The organism is Martinezella miluonensis, from assembly GCF_900094545.1.
Lineage (GTDB): Bacteria > Pseudomonadota > Alphaproteobacteria > Rhizobiales > Rhizobiaceae > Rhizobium > Rhizobium miluonense.
This window is the reverse complement of record NZ_FMAH01000001.1, coordinates 144,009-157,632: the sequence shown is the minus strand read 5'-3', so window position 1 is coordinate 157,632 and position 13,624 is coordinate 144,009. Positions and strand designations below refer to the sequence as shown.

Below are 13,624 nucleotides of genomic sequence, written 5' to 3'. Positions count from 1 at the left end.
GTTTTGCTCTATTTGCCAAGTGAGGGAGGGCTTACGCTCTTTCGGGTTGTGGAGAGAAAATTGCCCGGCCGGGCTTTTCGGAGGGGATGCGATGAGTCAGGTGGAAAAGGCGCAGGAGTTCGCGCGGCTGCATAAGAAGGGCGAGCCGCTGATCCTTTTCAATATTTGGGATGCCGGCTCGGCGAAGGCAGTCACGGAGGCGGGAGCGAAAGCTCTGGCCACGGGAAGCTGGTCGGTCGCCGCCGCCAACGGTTTCGGCGACGGCCAGGCCATTCCGTTATCGCTGCTGGCGGTCACCGCCAAACTGATTTCGGTGACGAGCCACTTGCCTCTGTCGGTCGATTTCGAGGGCGGCTATGCCGTCGAATCAGAGGAAGTCGCCGCCAATGTCGAAAAAATCATGGATCACGGCGCCATCGGCATCAATTTCGAAGACCAGGTAATCGGCGGACACGGTGTTCATCCGATCGAGACGCAAGTTGCCCGCATTCGCGCCATCAGGGAAATGGCCGACCGGCGCGAACTGCCGCTGTTCATCAATGCCCGCACCGATCTCTTCCTCCAGGAAAGCGATACGGCACACCATCAGATCCTGCTCGATGATGCTTATCGCCGCGCCGATGCCTTTGCCGAGGCGGGAGCCAGCGGCTTCTTCGCACCCGGTCTTGTCGATCCGGAACTGATCGGAGCCCTCTGCGAACGCTCGTCCCTGCCGGTCAACATCATGGTGCGCCCAACGACGCCCGATAACGAGACGATGGCCGGCCTGGGCGTCAGCCGCATCAGCTATGGCCCCGCGCCCTATCGTTCGGTGATGGGGATGCTGAAGAGCGAGGCCGAAGCAATCTATCGGCACGACTGATCATACGAGCTCAACCTTGGCTGCCAGCACGCGCGCAATGAAGTTCTGCACGACGGCCGAACGTTCCTCGCGGCGCGTCGCGAGCGTCAGCCGCGCTACCGGTCCATCGCCCGCAATGGCAATATAGGTAACGCCGGGAACCCGGATTTGAGCTATCGCCGACGGTACTACCGAAACACCGAGTTCCACAGCGATCAGATTGGCGATCGAGGTGATCTGCGGTGCGACTTGCCCGAGGATCGGTTCGAAGCCGGCCTGCCGGCAAGCGGCGACGATCCGGTCGAACAAGCCGGGGCCGGCGGTGCGCGGAAAAAGCACGAAAGGCTCGCCGGACAAGGCCGATAGAGGCAGACTTTCCGCCCCCGCCAGCGGATGGCCCGAGGGCAGGGCGATCATCATGGCTTCTTCCGCGAGCGTATGCGAACGGAAAGAGGGCGGATCGGCGTGCCCCGGCCGGATGAAGACCGCATCCAGCTCCTCGGCACCAAGCCGCTCCAGCAACCGGGTCGTATACGCCTCCTCCAAAGTCAGGTCGATCTCCGGATAGGCGCGGCGAAAGCTGCGCACGGACGACGGAACGATCGGGCTGAAAGCCGCTGAACCGGTAAAGCCAATCCGCAATCGCCCGAGTTCGCCGCGCGCCGCCCTCAGCGCCAATGCCTTAGCCTGCTCAGCCTTGGCCACGATCGCGCGCGCCTCCGGCAGAAAAACTTGGCCCGCCTGGGTCAACTCCGCCCCATGCGGCATGCGACGAAACAGCGACGCGCCGATTTCCTCTTCCAGATCGCGGATCTGGTTGCTGAGCGGCGGTTGGCCGATACCTATCCGTCGCGCGGCGCGCGTGAAGTTCAGCTCTTCGGCAACGGCAAGAAAATATCTGATGTGGCGCAGTTCCATCCGACCTTCTCCGGGTTAGCAGCGTGATATCTTTAAGATATGAACAAAGCCACGGCAATATATTGGACTGCCGGTCGCGCCATATCCACCTAGATGGAGCGCGACCGCTCATCGAGCGTGGAGCGCGCCAACAGCCAGGAGGCTTCCATGAGTTCGAAAGACAGCAAATTTTTCCTGATTACCGGCGTCAGTTCCGGCTTCGGTCGCGCTTTCGCCGAAGCGGCGCTCGCTGCTGGCCACCGTGTCGTCGGCACAGTTCGCAATGCCGATGGCAAGGCACAATTCGAAGCGATCGCGCCGGATCGCGCGAAGGCCGTGCTGCTCGATGTGACCGATTTTGACGCGATCGAGCCCATCGTTACCCGCATCGAGGCGGAGATGGGGCCGATCGATGTACTCATCAACAATGCCGGCTACGGCCATGAGGGCACGCTGGAAGAATCGCCGCTCGACGAGATGCGGCGCCAGTTCGATGTCAACGTCTTCGGCGCGGTCGCGATGATCAAGGCGGTATTGCCCTTCATGCGCCGCCGTCGCGCAGGCCAGATCATCAACATCACCTCGATGGGCGGTTTCATCACCATGCCCGGTATCCCTTATTACTGCGGCAGCAAATTCGCGCTGGAGGGGATCAGCGAGGTATTGGCGAAAGAGGTGAAGGATTTCGGCATTCATGTCACCGCCGTCGCGCCCGGTTCGTTCCGCACCGATTGGGCGGGCCGTTCCATGGTGCGCTCCGGTCGCAGCATTGCGGACTACGATGAGCTGTTCGATCCGATCCGAAAGGCGCGCGAGGAAAAGAGCGGCAATCAGGCCGGCGACCCGCAAAAGGCCGCCGCCGCCATACTGGCGCTGGTCGCGTCTGAAAATCCGCCCGTACACCTGCTGCTCGGGACGGACGCGCTGAACCTTGCGCGCGGGAAGATCGCTGCCTTGAGCGAGGAGATCGCCGCCTGGGAAGATCTGACCCGCTCAACCGATTTCGGTTGAGCGTATCGCTGCGGGCAATGACAAAATACGCCTTTCCCGTTCTGGGAGGGCGTATTTTCCTTATGGAACGATCAGCGTGCCGGCGCCGCGTTCGGTGAAGATTTCGAGCAGGACCGAATGGGCTGTCTTGCCGTTGAGGATGACGACACCCTGAACACCGGCCTTGATGGCGTCGATGCAGGTTTCGACCTTAGGGATCATGCCGCCTGAAATCGTGCCGTCTGCGATGAGGGCATGCGCTTGGGCGACGGAAAGCTCCTTGATGAGCTGGCCCTGCTTATCGAGCACGCCCGGGACATCCGTCAGGAAGAGCAGGCGCGTGGCGCTGAGCGCGCCGGCAATCGCACCGGCGAAGGTGTCGGCATTGATGTTATAGGTCGCGCCGTCGCGGCCCGGAGCGACTGGTGCGATGACGGGGATCATCTCAGACTTGGCGAGCAGGTCGAGCAACGTGCGGTCGACTTCGACCACTTCGCCGACGAAGCCGAGATCGAGCACGCGCTCGATGTTGGAATCCGGATCCTTGATGGTCTTGTGCGCCTTTTCGGCGAAGACCATGTTGCCGTCCTTGCCGCAAAGGCCGATCGCCCACTCGCCGGTCTGGTTGATCAGCGCGACGATTTCCTTGTTGATCGAGCCGGCGAGCACCATTTCGACGATCTCGACCGTCTTGGCGTCGGTGACACGCAGGCCGCCTTCGAACTTCGATTCGATGCCCATCTTCGTCAGCATGGCGCCGATCTGCGGTCCGCCGCCATGAACGACGATCGGGTTGACGCCCGACTGCTTCAAGAGCGCGATATCGGCTGCGAATGCCTTGCCGAGCTCGACATTGCCCATGGCATGGCCGCCGTATTTCACGACGATTGTCTTGTTTTCGTAACGCTGCATGTAGGGCAGCGCCTGTGCGAGCAGGCTGGCTTGGAGTTCGCTGTGGGCTTCGGACATGGTGCACCCTTCGAAAATGTTCGCGGCCTTTTATCTCAAGTTTTTGACAGAGGGAATAATGATGTCGGTATAAGTTGATGCTGTGTCACACTAGCGCTATCAAAATTGATCGCACCCGCAAGCTTGCCAGCCGTCGCTTTTCTCTTAAAGATGGCGCAGGTGTCGCGACCGGGGAGTTGGATGGCAACCGAGGAGATGGAAGCGCTGATCGGCCGTGTCGCCATGCGTGACCAGAAAGCCTTTGCCGCGCTCTATAAGCGCACCAGCCCGAAACTCCTCGGCGTTTGCTTACGTATCATCGGCAACAAGGCGGATGCAGAAGAGGTCTTGCAGGAAGTCTATATCAAGATCTGGCAGCAGGCAGAGCAGTTTTCCGCCTCGGAAGGGTCGGCGATATCCTGGCTCGCGACGATCGCGCGCAATCGTTCCATCGATTTTGTCCGCGCCCGCAAGCCGGTGGCCGACGAGATCGATGCCGCCTACGATCTTGCCGATGGAGAACTCGACCCTGAAGAGCAAGCAATCGTAAAGGGAGAGGGTAGGCGGATTGACAGCTGCATGGAAGAGTTGGAAGCTGATCGTGCCCGGGCTGTTCGCAGCGCCTATGTCGAGGGCTTGAGCTACCAGGAACTCGCCGATCAATATTCGGTACCTTTGAATACCATGCGCACCTGGCTGCGCCGGAGCCTGATCAGACTAAGAGAGTGCATGGACAGATGAGTACCCCCGATCAAAGCAAGGGAGGCCGCTCCCGCGATGAAGTCCTGGCCGGAGAATACGTGCTTGGCGTGCTTTCGCTGGAGGATCGGCAAAAGGTCGAGCGCCGCATGCGCAGCGATCGCCAGTTTGCCGCCATCGTCAGCCGATGGGAGCAGAACCTCTCGGAATTCAACGAGGAATACGAATCGGCGACGCCCGCGGCTTCGGTGTTCCCGAAGATCGAAAAGCGGATTTTCGGGGAAGCTGCCCGCGGCGCCCAGCTCTGGAATTCGCTCATTCTCTGGCGCTCCGTCGCCTTCGGTTCGCTGTTTCTGGCGGCCAGCGTTCTGGTCTTTGCCATTACAAACGAAGGTGTGTTGCGTCCTTCCCCCGGCAAGCAGCTCTCTGCATCCCTTGCCGGCCAGAACAACCCCATCAATCTCCTTGCCAATTATGACATCGCCAACAGCCGTTTGAAGGTAACGCCGGTCGCGGCCGGCAAGTCTGGTGAGAAGTCGCTGGAGCTCTGGCTGATTCGCGGCAGCGATCCGGCCGAGGCGCTGGGCATCCTGCCGCAGACCGGCGATGGCGAAATTGTCCTGCCGCCGGACCTTCACGGCAAGTTGACCGAGGGCGCCATCATCGCCGTCAGCGTCGAGCCCTTCGGCGGCTCTCCGACCGGCAAGCCCACAGGCGATGTGATCGCTTCCGGCACGATCCACTTGCCCTGACGAATTTCCTTCCGCGAAAAGCAATCGCCGCTGAAACTCTTTCTCCGTGCGCTCCGTATCTTCTTCCGACCCCACCTGATCGGGGTAACAAAGAGGAAGAGGAAACGTTATGACCAAGACCGTGTTTCGCGTTGCCGCTGTTGCCGCAATTCTGTCTGCCGCAACCAGCCTTGCCTATGCCAAGGACCCGATGGTGGGCGGTGCAGCGATGTACGCCAGCAAGAATATCGTTGAGAACGCCGTCAATTCGAAGGATCACACGACACTCGTTGCAGCCGTCAAGGCTGCTGGCCTCGTCGACACTCTTGAAGGCAAAGGCCCCTTCACCGTCTTTGCTCCGACCAATGAAGCCTTCAAGCAGCTGCCGGCCGGTACGGTCGAGACGCTGCTGAAGCCGGAGAACAAGGAAAAGCTGGTCAAGGTGCTGACCTGCCATGTCGTCGCTGGCGATGACATGGCCGCCGCCCTCAAGAAATGGGCAATGAGCAAGGGTGGCGAATACGATCTGAAAACGGTCGGCGGCTGCACGATCAAGGCCATGGAAAAAGGTGGCAAGCTGACGCTGACCGACGAGGCCGGCGGCACCGCTCACATCACCATCGCCGACGTCAAGCAGTCGAACGGCGTGATCCATGTCGTCGATAAGGTGTTGTTGCCGAAGATGTAGTCATCTCGCGGCGACACGGCCGTCGCTCCTACTTGGCGGCGTAATGAGCGGCGGCCACATGCGACCGGTGCATTTTCAGACCTCGATGCCGACCGTCAAGCCGATGGCCTCGCGCAGTTCCTGAAGGCCTACGCCTCTTTCCGAGGAGGTGGCAAGAATGCCGGGATAGGCAGCGGGGCGCTTGCGGATCTTCTCGGCTGTGTCGGCGAGCAGCTTCGGCAGGCCCGCTTCCTTGATCTTGTCGGTCTTGGTGAGCACGATCTGATAGGAAACGGCGGCCTTGTCGAGCAGGTCGAGGACTTCCGCGTCATTCTTCTTGATGCCGTGGCGGCTATCGATCAGCACATAGACGCGCTTCAGCGTCGTGCGCCCGCGCAGATAGTCGAACACCAGCTTGGTCCAGGCGTCGACCTGGTCCTTCGGTGCTTCGGCGTAGCCATAGCCGGGCATATCCACCAGAGCCATCGGCGGCAGATCACCACCTTCGCCGGAAAAGCCATCGGGAACGAAATAGTTGAGTTCCTGCGTGCGTCCCGGCGTATTCGAGGTACGCGCCAGTCCCCTATGTCCGACCAGGGCATTGATCAGCGACGACTTGCCGACATTCGAGCGCCCGGCAAAGGCCACTTCGAACGGCCCTTCCGGCGGCAGGAACTTCATCGACGGTACGCCACGGATGAAGATCCACGGACGCCCGAAAAGCGGCTTGTCGTCTTTTGTCGTCTGGTCTGCCATGCTCTCGGTCTTTTGCTTGGATGAGTGGACTGGCTTCGGGGTTTTATCCGCGAAAGTCAAGTTTTGATCGCTGGACGGGATTGGCTGGCTCGTTCGTGTCTTCTGAATTTGACGCCGCCAGCGCAAAATCCGCAATTGCTGCACCGCAGAGCCGCATAAGTCGTGCTAAGGCTCGATGCCATGAAAACGACCACGGAACAGAACTATCGTCGGCGCATAGCGCGGGTCATCGAGGCGATCATGGTCGATCCCTCGGCGCCGCATTCCGTCGAAAGCCTTGCCGCAGTGGCCCGCTTCTCCCCCTTTCATTTTCACCGGCTCTACCGTGCCATGACCGGCGAAAGCGTTGCCGCCACCATACGCAGGGTGCGGCTTGCGCAGGCGGCGTATCAATTGGCCGTGAGCCCGGCCTCGATAACCGAGACGGCTTTGGAGGCTGGCTATGACAGCTCGCAGAGCTTCGCCCGCGCCTTTCGCAGCCTGACGGGCCTCACCCCGACGGCTTTCCAGCAACAACAACAGTCGATTGCGGCAAACCTGCCATTGGTGACGATCGGCGATCGTCCGCAGGCAAGGGTATACGGCTTGCATCATGAGGGTCCGGCACAGACCATCCCGCATACCTACCGTCGCCTCGCGCAGATGCTGTCGGAGCGAGGACTGGCGTGGAGCGATCTGACAAGGGTCGGTGTCGGATCCGGCGATCCGGAGCAAGGAGAGGAGTTTACCTACTTTGCCGGGGTCGTGCTTCCGCTGGAAAGCACCACACTGGAAGGGCTGGAGCGCTACGATCTGCCCGGCGGCCGCTATGCATGCTACAGGCTCATGGGATCTTACGCCCTTATTTCCTCTACCTTTCAGACGCTGTTCGGTAGCTGGTTGCCGCAAAGCGGCTTTGAACCCGATGACCGCCCGGTTATCGAGGTCTATCTCAACCATCCGGCCACGGTGATGGAGCATGAGATTGCCACCGAGCTGCTGATCCCGCTTCGCGGCGCCGACACGACTTAACGATCCATATCCTTTGACATCTCGATCCCTGATATGCGGCTGACCGTGAAGCGTCTGCCGAGGCCTTTCATTTTTGCCTTTCACTACCCTGTTCGGAGAAGAAAATGCGCATTACGAAAATCGGCTTTCTCATCGCCTTCGCCTTGGCGACGACATCGGTCCGGGCCGCGGGACTGGCATCGATCGACGTTCCGGCGAATGGAGACGGTCCTGCTCTTAAAGCTTTCGTCTGGTCGCCATGTGCGACGCCGCCAAGTGAGGTCAAGCTGGGGCCAGTCGCGCTGCCCGCCGTTCGCGGCTGCCCGATTGCCGGGAGCAAGTTGCCATTGGTGATCATCTCGCATGGACATGGCGGTGGCTCCCTCAATCATCACGATACTGCGGAGGCGCTTGCGGATGCAGGCTTCCTTGTGGTCGCGGTGAACCATCCGGGCGATAACTTTTCCGATCTGAGCCGGGCGGGCGACATTTCGATCATGTTTCAGCGGCCGACGGATATAAAGCGCCTGATCGATTTCATCATCGGCAAATGGCCGGAGGCGGCAAAGATCGATCCCGACCGAATCGGCTTCTTCGGCTTTTCGCGCGGCGGCTATACCGGCCTCGTGCTCGCCGGCGCGGTCCCTGATTTTCGCGACCCTAACGTTCCCTGTCCCGAGCCTGCTCCCATCTGCGGTGAAATTCGCCGGAACGAGATACCGGCAAAGCCGCTTGCCCGCGACGGGCGTATAAGGGCACTTGTCCTTGCCGATCCGCTGAGCTTCTTTTCGAACAGGGAGAGCCTGAAAGCTGTCGGCGCGCCCATCCAGCTCTGGAGTTCCGAGCATGGCGGCGATGGCGTGCTGCCGGAAAGCGTCGCGGCGCTGGCCGTCAATCTACCGGATAGGCCCGACTTTCATGCCGTGCCCGGCTCGGCGCATTTCGCCTTCCTGGCGCCATGTCCGGCCGCCTTGGCTGCCTCACAGCCGGAGATCTGCAAGGATCAGGCGGGGTTTGACAGGGCGGCGTTTCACCGCTCGTTCGATGCGGAGGTCCTGGCCTTCTTTCGCCGGCATCTCGGCGCAAGCCGCACGCCCTGACCGCAGCCAGGAGATGGCGACCTCATCGCGACGCAGGTCACTTGCTACAAAAAAGAAAAGCCCCGCCGAAGCGGGGCTTTGCTGTTTATTTCGATGGCGCCGGTTTTCGTTTGAAGAGGCCCTTCAGATTGTCGAAGAGCTCCACCTTCACGCCGTGGCGCCTCATGATGATCGACTGCTGGATGACCGAGAGCGTGTTGTTCCAGGCCCAGTAGATCACGAGACCGGCCGGGAAACTTGCCAGCATGAACATGAACACCAGCGGCATCCAGTTGAAGATCATCGCCTGGGTCGGATCCGGCGGCGTCGGGTTCATGCGCATCTGGAAGAACATGGTGACGCCCATGATCAGCGGCCAGACGCCGAGATGCAGGATGGTCGGGGCTGCGAACGGCAGCAGGCCGAAGAGGTTGACGATCGAGGTCGGATCCGGCGCGGAGAGGTCCTGGATCCAGCCGAAGAACGCCGCATGGCGCATCTCGATGGTGATGTAGATCACCTTGTAGAGCGAGAAGAAGATCGGGATCTGCAAGAGCACCGGCCAGCAACCCGCGATCGGATTGATCTTCTCTTCCTTGTAGAGCTGCATCGTCGCCTGCTGCAGGCCCATGCGGTCGTCGCCGAACTTGGCCTTCAGCTCTTCCATCTTCGGCTGCACGCGCTTCATGTTCGCCATGGAGGCATATTGCCGGCTGGCAAGCGGGAAGAAGAGCGCCTTGACCACGATGGTCGTGCAGAGGATGGCGACGCCGAAATTGCCGAAGAAGCGGAAGAAGAAATCCATCAGCTTGAACATCGGCTTGGTGATGAAATAGAACCAGCCCCAGTCGATCAGGCGGTCGAAGCGCGGGATCGAATAGCTGGTTTCATAGCGATCGATGACCGGAACTTCCTTGGCGCCGGCGAAGATGAGGTTCTTCAGCTCGATCGACTGGCTGGGAGCCACCGTGATGGCATCCTGCTTGTAATCGGCCTGATAACGCGCCGTACCGTCGCTGAAATGCGAGAAGCGAGCATCATAGGCGGTCGACTGCGGCGGCACGATGGTTGCGGCCCAGTATTTGTCCGTCATGCCGAGCCAGCCGCCGGTCGCCTTGGCGGGCGTCGTGGCTTCCTTCTCGGTCGACGCATATTTGGTCTCGATCAGGCCGTCATCGCCGATGACGCCGATGAAGCCTTCGTGCAGGACGTAGGCGGAAGGCGTCTCGGGCTTGTTGTAGCGGGTGACGCGGCCATAGCTCGACAGCGAAACCGGTGCCTGGCCGCCATTGGCGATCTTGTCGGTGATCGTGAACATGTAGCGATCGTCGACGGAGATGGTGCGCGAGAAGGTGACGCCCTTGTCGTTGGTGTAGGACAGCGTCACCGGCGTCTTATCGGTCAGCTTGTCGCCGCTTGCCAGCTTCCATACGGTCGAAGGGCCGGGGACAGCACCGGTCGCGTCGCTGCCGACATAGCCGAGCTCGGTGAAGTAGCCATCCTTGGTGTCTGCCGGGCTGAACAGCGTGATGATCGGGCTGCTCTTGCTGACGGTCTCATGATAGGCCTTGAGCTGCAGGTCGTCGAGGCGCGCGCCTTCCAGGTTGATGGAGCCTGACAGCGCGGGCGTATCGATCGCGACGCGCGCAGACGACGTCTTGGCGACCGATTGATCGCGCGTCAGCACCGACGCCGTGTTCTGGCCGCCTGCCGGCAGCGAACCATTGACCGGAGCAGCGCCTGCGCCGGCGGCGGGTGCCTGCGTCGTCTGGGCGTGCTGCGACTGCTGCTGCTTGGCGGCCTGTTCGGCCTGGCGCTGCGCCTCGAGGCGCGGGTTCATGTAGAAAAACTGCCAGCCGAGAACAATCAGCACAGACAGTGCAATTGCAATGAAGTAATTGCGGTTGTTTTCCATCATACTTTCCTGGAGCGGTCCGTCTCGGACCGCCGATGTTTCGGCCTGGTTTCGATGCGGCTTACGAGTTCGCTTGCCAGTTTTTCGAAAGGTGCGGTCAGCACATCGCGCCGCGCGACAACCACATAGTCGTGTCCGGGCTGCATTGCAAACCCGGCATGAAGCCGCACGGCTTCTTTCAGCCTGCGCCGCATGCGGTTGCGCTCCACTGCGTTGCCATGTTTTTTGGTAACGGTAAAACCAACGCGGGGGTCGGCGTCGGCAAGCTTGCGGTCCAGCATCTCTAGCAGGAAGAAGCCGCCTCTGCGCTTCTCGCCTTCACGGACTGCAAGAAACTGCGGCCGGCTTTTCAGCCGCCCGACAGTCTTTTTGGGTCGTTCATTCGTCAATTGCCCGCCATCCTCGACTATCGGGCATTTCGGCCGTTAGGCCGAAAGACGCTTGCGGCCGCGGTTACGGCGAGCGGAAAGAACCGCACGGCCGCCCTTGGTAGCCATACGGGAACGGAAGCCGTGGCGACGCTTGCGGACAAGCTTGGATGGTTGATAGGTACGCTTCATTTATTTAAACACCGCGGAGTGCGGCCCTTCTTGAGCTTTGCTTCAATAGCAAGGAGCGTTGTTGATTATGACGAACGGACTTGGCCCGCAGATGCAGGCTCTATGACCGAACGTGCGCGGGCTTATAAGGATCAGGGCCCCCAAAGTCAATTATACCGGCGCAGATTCCTGGAAATCCAGGATTCCTGTTAGTCGGCCGATCGATTGTGCCGCCGGCAATAGAGTTCGGAGATTCCTGAAATATAAGGCGGAAACAGCCCTGAATCCCGATGTTCCGACGCGAAATACGGCAAGATAACATTAATGAATTTAGCCGATATCTAAGTGCGTACTGGCAAAACCCACCGATTTTGGGGGATGACGCTGGCCTTGGGGGATATCTTGAAAATTCGCGGCAAAGTAAATCTGCTTGTACTCGTCATGACCGGCGCAGCACTCCTGATCGGCGGCACCACTCTTTACGCGCTGCATCAATATGACCAGAGATTGCAGAGTTATGAGCAGACAGCCAGCCGCGCCTATATGGGCGAGCACCTCAACCGTTATGTAACCGCGGTGGTCATGGAATCCCGCGGCATCTATGCGGCCGCTTCCGCAAAGGATGCCAAGAGCTTCGCCGATGGGCTGACGGCCGATCTCGACGAGATCGACAAGGTTCTGGTCTCCTGGTCGCCTCTGGTTCCGGATAGTCAGAAAGCGGATTTCGCCAAGCTGAAAGCCCGCGCTCAGGAGTTTCGCGTCTTCCGCACGGAGACGGTCAAACTCGGCGTGACGGATGGCCCCGATGCGGCGGCCAAGCAGGGCAACAACGAGGCGAACCGCGCCAATCGCAAAGCCTTCCAGGCTGAGATCGACGCCGTCGTCCAGGCTGACAAAGCGGAACTTGCAAAGGCTGAAGCCGAGATCGCCGTCTTCCACGAGAGCGTCCTGTGGGTCGTCCTCAGCATCATGGTCGCCGGCATCGGCGCCGGCGTCGGTCTTGGAGCTTACATCGGCACCGTTCACCTGAGCCGCCCGATCCGCAAGGTCACGGACGCGATCAAGAAGGTTGCCGACGGCCAGTTCGATATCGAGGTCCCGTTTGCCGGTCGAGGCGACGAAATCGGCGAGATGGCAGCGGCTGTCGACGTCTTCAAGGAAAACGGCAATGCCGTGCGCCGCATGAATGCCGAGGAAATGGCGATGCGCGCCAGAAGCGACGAGCTGCAGTCCAGCATGTCGCTGGCCGTTTCGGCTGCGGCCGCCGGCGATTTCAGCCGCCGCATCGACAAGGATTACGGCGACGCCAATCTCAATCGCTTCGCTACCAATGTGAATGAGCTGCTGATGAGCGTCGATGTCGGCATCGGCGAGGTCCGTCGCGTCATCGCAAGCCTGGCCGAAGGCGATCTCACCCAGTCGATGAAGGGCGAATTCCAGGGCGCCTTTGCGGAATTGCAGCAGAACGTCAACGCGACGCTCGCAACGCTGAAGAGCACCATGCGCGAGGTGCGCGAGACCACCGGCTCGATCAATTCCAACACCAACGAGCTTCGTCACGCCAGCGACGACCTATCCAAGCGTACCGAGCAGCAGGCAGCTGCCCTCGAGGAAACCTCGGCAGCGCTCGATGAGATCACCTCCGTCGTCCAGAACTCGACGGAGCGGGCGCGCGAAGCGAGCGTCATGGTGGGCGAAGCCAAGGAAGATGCTGCCCGTTCCGGCACCGTCGTTCGCAACGCGATCGATGCTATGGGCCGCATCGAGCAGGCATCCGGCGAAATCAGCCAGATCATCGGCGTTATCGACGATATCGCCTTCCAGACCAATCTGCTGGCACTGAACGCCGGTGTGGAGGCTGCGCGCGCCGGCGAGGCAGGCAAGGGCTTTGCCGTCGTCGCGCAGGAAGTGCGCGAGCTTGCCCAACGCTCCGCCACGGCGGCCAAGGATATCAAGGCGCTGATCGGAAAATCCGGCGGCGAGGTGCAGGTCGGCGTCAAGCTGGTGCAGGCGACCGGCGAGGCGCTGTCGACCATCGAAGCGCGCGTGCTCAAGATCAACGATCACATCCATTCCATCGCCACCGCGGCGCGCGAACAGGCGACCGGCCTGTCGGAAGTCAACAAGGCCGTCAATCAGATGGACGAGGTCACGCAGCGCAACGCTGCCATGGTCGAGGAAACTTCGGCAGCGACCCATCGTCTGGCGGGCGAGGCTGACGGCCTCGTGCGCCTGGTCTCCCGCTTCAAGGTCGATGGAGGCAGCGTTTCCGCTCCGGTGCCGGCGCGCGCCGAAACGCATCGTCCGACGGCATCGCCGGCGCGCCGGATGATTGACAAGGTCGCGACGGCCTTCGGCGGCAACGCTGCCCGCGCGCCGGCCGCTGCTGCGCAGAATTGGGAAGAGTTCTGATCTCTTCGCGAGTGGGCGAGAAGCGGCTGTGCTGAGCGCCGCCGCTCTCCTTGTATGCGTCATCGTGCCCTAGGATCGGGACGCGATTGGAAAAAAGCCCACAATCACCTATTATACCGTTTCGACAAGTCGCCATCAGGTCGCTTTGCGGCGAAGCGGG

At 60.8% G+C, this 13,624-nt stretch carries 14 protein-coding genes; 8 read left to right on the top strand and 6 right to left on the bottom strand.

What is annotated here, in order from left to right; genetic code table 11:
* Nucleotides 1-91 precede the first annotated feature (91 nt).
* On the top strand, nt 92-862 hold the full coding sequence (locus tag GA0061102_RS00775; protein ID WP_092843106.1) for an isocitrate lyase/PEP mutase family protein: 771 nt from the start codon (nt 92-94) through the stop codon (nt 860-862).
* Here GA0061102_RS00775 and GA0061102_RS00770 read toward each other — a convergent pair whose 3' ends face one another.
* On the bottom strand, nt 863-1,759 hold the full coding sequence (locus GA0061102_RS00770) for a LysR family transcriptional regulator (RefSeq protein ID WP_092843105.1): 897 nt from the start codon (nt 1,757-1,759) through the stop codon (nt 863-865).
* 147 nt (nt 1,760-1,906) lie between these two features.
* Here GA0061102_RS00770 and GA0061102_RS00765 point away from each other — a divergent pair, with 147 nt between their 5' ends.
* Nucleotides 1,907-2,749, top strand: coding sequence for an oxidoreductase (locus tag GA0061102_RS00765; protein WP_092843103.1), 843 nt, complete (start codon nt 1,907-1,909; stop codon nt 2,747-2,749).
* Between the two features lie 60 nt (nt 2,750-2,809).
* Here GA0061102_RS00765 and argB read toward each other — a convergent pair whose 3' ends face one another.
* Nucleotides 2,810-3,697, bottom strand: coding sequence for an acetylglutamate kinase (gene argB / locus GA0061102_RS00760; RefSeq protein WP_004120889.1), 888 nt, complete (start codon nt 3,695-3,697; stop codon nt 2,810-2,812).
* 180 nt (nt 3,698-3,877) lie between these two features.
* On the opposite strand from argB, the gene GA0061102_RS00755 reads away from it, so the two are divergent.
* The 3 genes from GA0061102_RS00755 to GA0061102_RS00745 all read left to right on the top strand — a co-directional run bounded on the left by GA0061102_RS00755 (nt 3,878) and on the right by GA0061102_RS00745 (nt 5,794).
* Nucleotides 3,878-4,417, top strand: a complete 540-nt coding sequence (locus GA0061102_RS00755) for a sigma-70 family RNA polymerase sigma factor (RefSeq protein ID WP_092843101.1) — start codon at nt 3,878-3,880, stop codon at nt 4,415-4,417.
* The gene (locus tag GA0061102_RS00750) at nt 4,414-5,127 is read left to right on the top strand and encodes an anti-sigma factor (protein WP_092843099.1); all 714 of its coding nucleotides are present in this window, start codon (nt 4,414-4,416) and stop codon (nt 5,125-5,127) included. Before GA0061102_RS00755 ends, GA0061102_RS00750 begins: the two co-directional genes overlap by 4 nt.
* 109 nt (nt 5,128-5,236) lie before the next feature.
* Nucleotides 5,237-5,794: a fasciclin domain-containing protein gene (locus GA0061102_RS00745; RefSeq protein WP_092843097.1), complete on the top strand. Its 558-nt coding sequence runs from the start codon at nt 5,237-5,239 to the stop codon at nt 5,792-5,794.
* Nucleotides 5,795-5,869: 75 nt separating this feature from the next.
* Here the strand turns inward: GA0061102_RS00745 and yihA are convergent, their stop codons facing one another.
* On the bottom strand, nt 5,870-6,529 hold the full coding sequence (gene yihA, locus GA0061102_RS00740; RefSeq protein ID WP_092843095.1) for a ribosome biogenesis GTP-binding protein YihA/YsxC: 660 nt from the start codon (nt 6,527-6,529) through the stop codon (nt 5,870-5,872).
* 180 nt (nt 6,530-6,709) lie between these two features.
* On the opposite strand from yihA, the gene GA0061102_RS00735 reads away from it, so the two are divergent.
* Together GA0061102_RS00735 and GA0061102_RS00730 are read left to right on the top strand one after the other, a co-directional pair.
* Entirely contained in the window at nt 6,710-7,540 is an 831-nt protein-coding gene (locus GA0061102_RS00735; RefSeq protein ID WP_245297890.1) for an AraC family transcriptional regulator, read from the top strand.
* A gap of 104 nt (nt 7,541-7,644) precedes the next feature.
* Nucleotides 7,645-8,619, top strand: a complete 975-nt coding sequence (locus GA0061102_RS00730) for an alpha/beta hydrolase family protein (RefSeq protein ID WP_092843091.1) — start codon at nt 7,645-7,647, stop codon at nt 8,617-8,619.
* An 85-nt stretch (nt 8,620-8,704) separates the two neighbouring features.
* Here GA0061102_RS00730 and yidC read toward each other — a convergent pair whose 3' ends face one another.
* The 3 genes from yidC to rpmH are packed head-to-tail and all read right to left on the bottom strand — an operon-like array spanning nt 8,705 to nt 11,073.
* Complete coding sequence (gene yidC, locus GA0061102_RS00725; RefSeq protein WP_092843089.1) at nt 8,705-10,513, bottom strand: membrane protein insertase YidC; 1,809 nt, start codon at nt 10,511-10,513, stop codon at nt 8,705-8,707.
* On the bottom strand, nt 10,513-10,902 hold the full coding sequence (gene rnpA / locus GA0061102_RS00720; protein WP_199092748.1) for a ribonuclease P protein component: 390 nt from the start codon (nt 10,900-10,902) through the stop codon (nt 10,513-10,515). Before rnpA ends, yidC begins: the two co-directional genes overlap by 1 nt.
* 36 nt (nt 10,903-10,938) lie before the next feature.
* The gene (gene rpmH / locus GA0061102_RS00715; RefSeq protein WP_092843085.1) at nt 10,939-11,073 is read right to left on the bottom strand and encodes a 50S ribosomal protein L34; all 135 of its coding nucleotides are present in this window, start codon (nt 11,071-11,073) and stop codon (nt 10,939-10,941) included.
* A gap of 357 nt (nt 11,074-11,430) precedes the next feature.
* Between rpmH and GA0061102_RS00710 the strand changes: the two genes are divergently transcribed.
* The gene (locus GA0061102_RS00710; protein WP_245297889.1) at nt 11,431-13,464 is read left to right on the top strand and encodes a methyl-accepting chemotaxis protein; all 2,034 of its coding nucleotides are present in this window, start codon (nt 11,431-11,433) and stop codon (nt 13,462-13,464) included.
* The last annotated feature ends 160 nt before the right edge of the window (nt 13,465-13,624 follow it).

Bases quoted from the DNA above. Each gene is read 5' to 3' on its own strand.
- GA0061102_RS00775 (WP_092843106.1), top strand. From the start codon at position 92: ATGAGTCAGGTGGAAAAGGCGCAGGAGTTCGCGCGGCTGCATAAGAAG.
- GA0061102_RS00770 (WP_092843105.1), bottom strand. From the start codon at position 1,759: ATGGAACTGCGCCACATCAGATATTTTCTTGCCGTTGCCGAAGAGCTG.
- GA0061102_RS00765 (WP_092843103.1), top strand. From the start codon at position 1,907: ATGAGTTCGAAAGACAGCAAATTTTTCCTGATTACCGGCGTCAGTTCC.
- argB (WP_004120889.1), bottom strand. From the start codon at position 3,697: ATGTCCGAAGCCCACAGCGAACTCCAAGCCAGCCTGCTCGCACAGGCG.
- GA0061102_RS00755 (WP_092843101.1), top strand. From the start codon at position 3,878: ATGGCAACCGAGGAGATGGAAGCGCTGATCGGCCGTGTCGCCATGCGT.
- GA0061102_RS00750 (WP_092843099.1), top strand. From the start codon at position 4,414: ATGAGTACCCCCGATCAAAGCAAGGGAGGCCGCTCCCGCGATGAAGTC.
- GA0061102_RS00745 (WP_092843097.1), top strand. From the start codon at position 5,237: ATGACCAAGACCGTGTTTCGCGTTGCCGCTGTTGCCGCAATTCTGTCT.
- yihA (WP_092843095.1), bottom strand. From the start codon at position 6,529: ATGGCAGACCAGACGACAAAAGACGACAAGCCGCTTTTCGGGCGTCCG.
- GA0061102_RS00735 (WP_245297890.1), top strand. From the start codon at position 6,710: ATGAAAACGACCACGGAACAGAACTATCGTCGGCGCATAGCGCGGGTC.
- GA0061102_RS00730 (WP_092843091.1), top strand. From the start codon at position 7,645: ATGCGCATTACGAAAATCGGCTTTCTCATCGCCTTCGCCTTGGCGACG.
- yidC (WP_092843089.1), bottom strand. From the start codon at position 10,513: ATGGAAAACAACCGCAATTACTTCATTGCAATTGCACTGTCTGTGCTG.
- rpmH (WP_092843085.1), bottom strand. From the start codon at position 11,073: ATGAAGCGTACCTATCAACCATCCAAGCTTGTCCGCAAGCGTCGCCAC.
- GA0061102_RS00710 (WP_245297889.1), top strand. From the start codon at position 11,431: ATGACGCTGGCCTTGGGGGATATCTTGAAAATTCGCGGCAAAGTAAAT.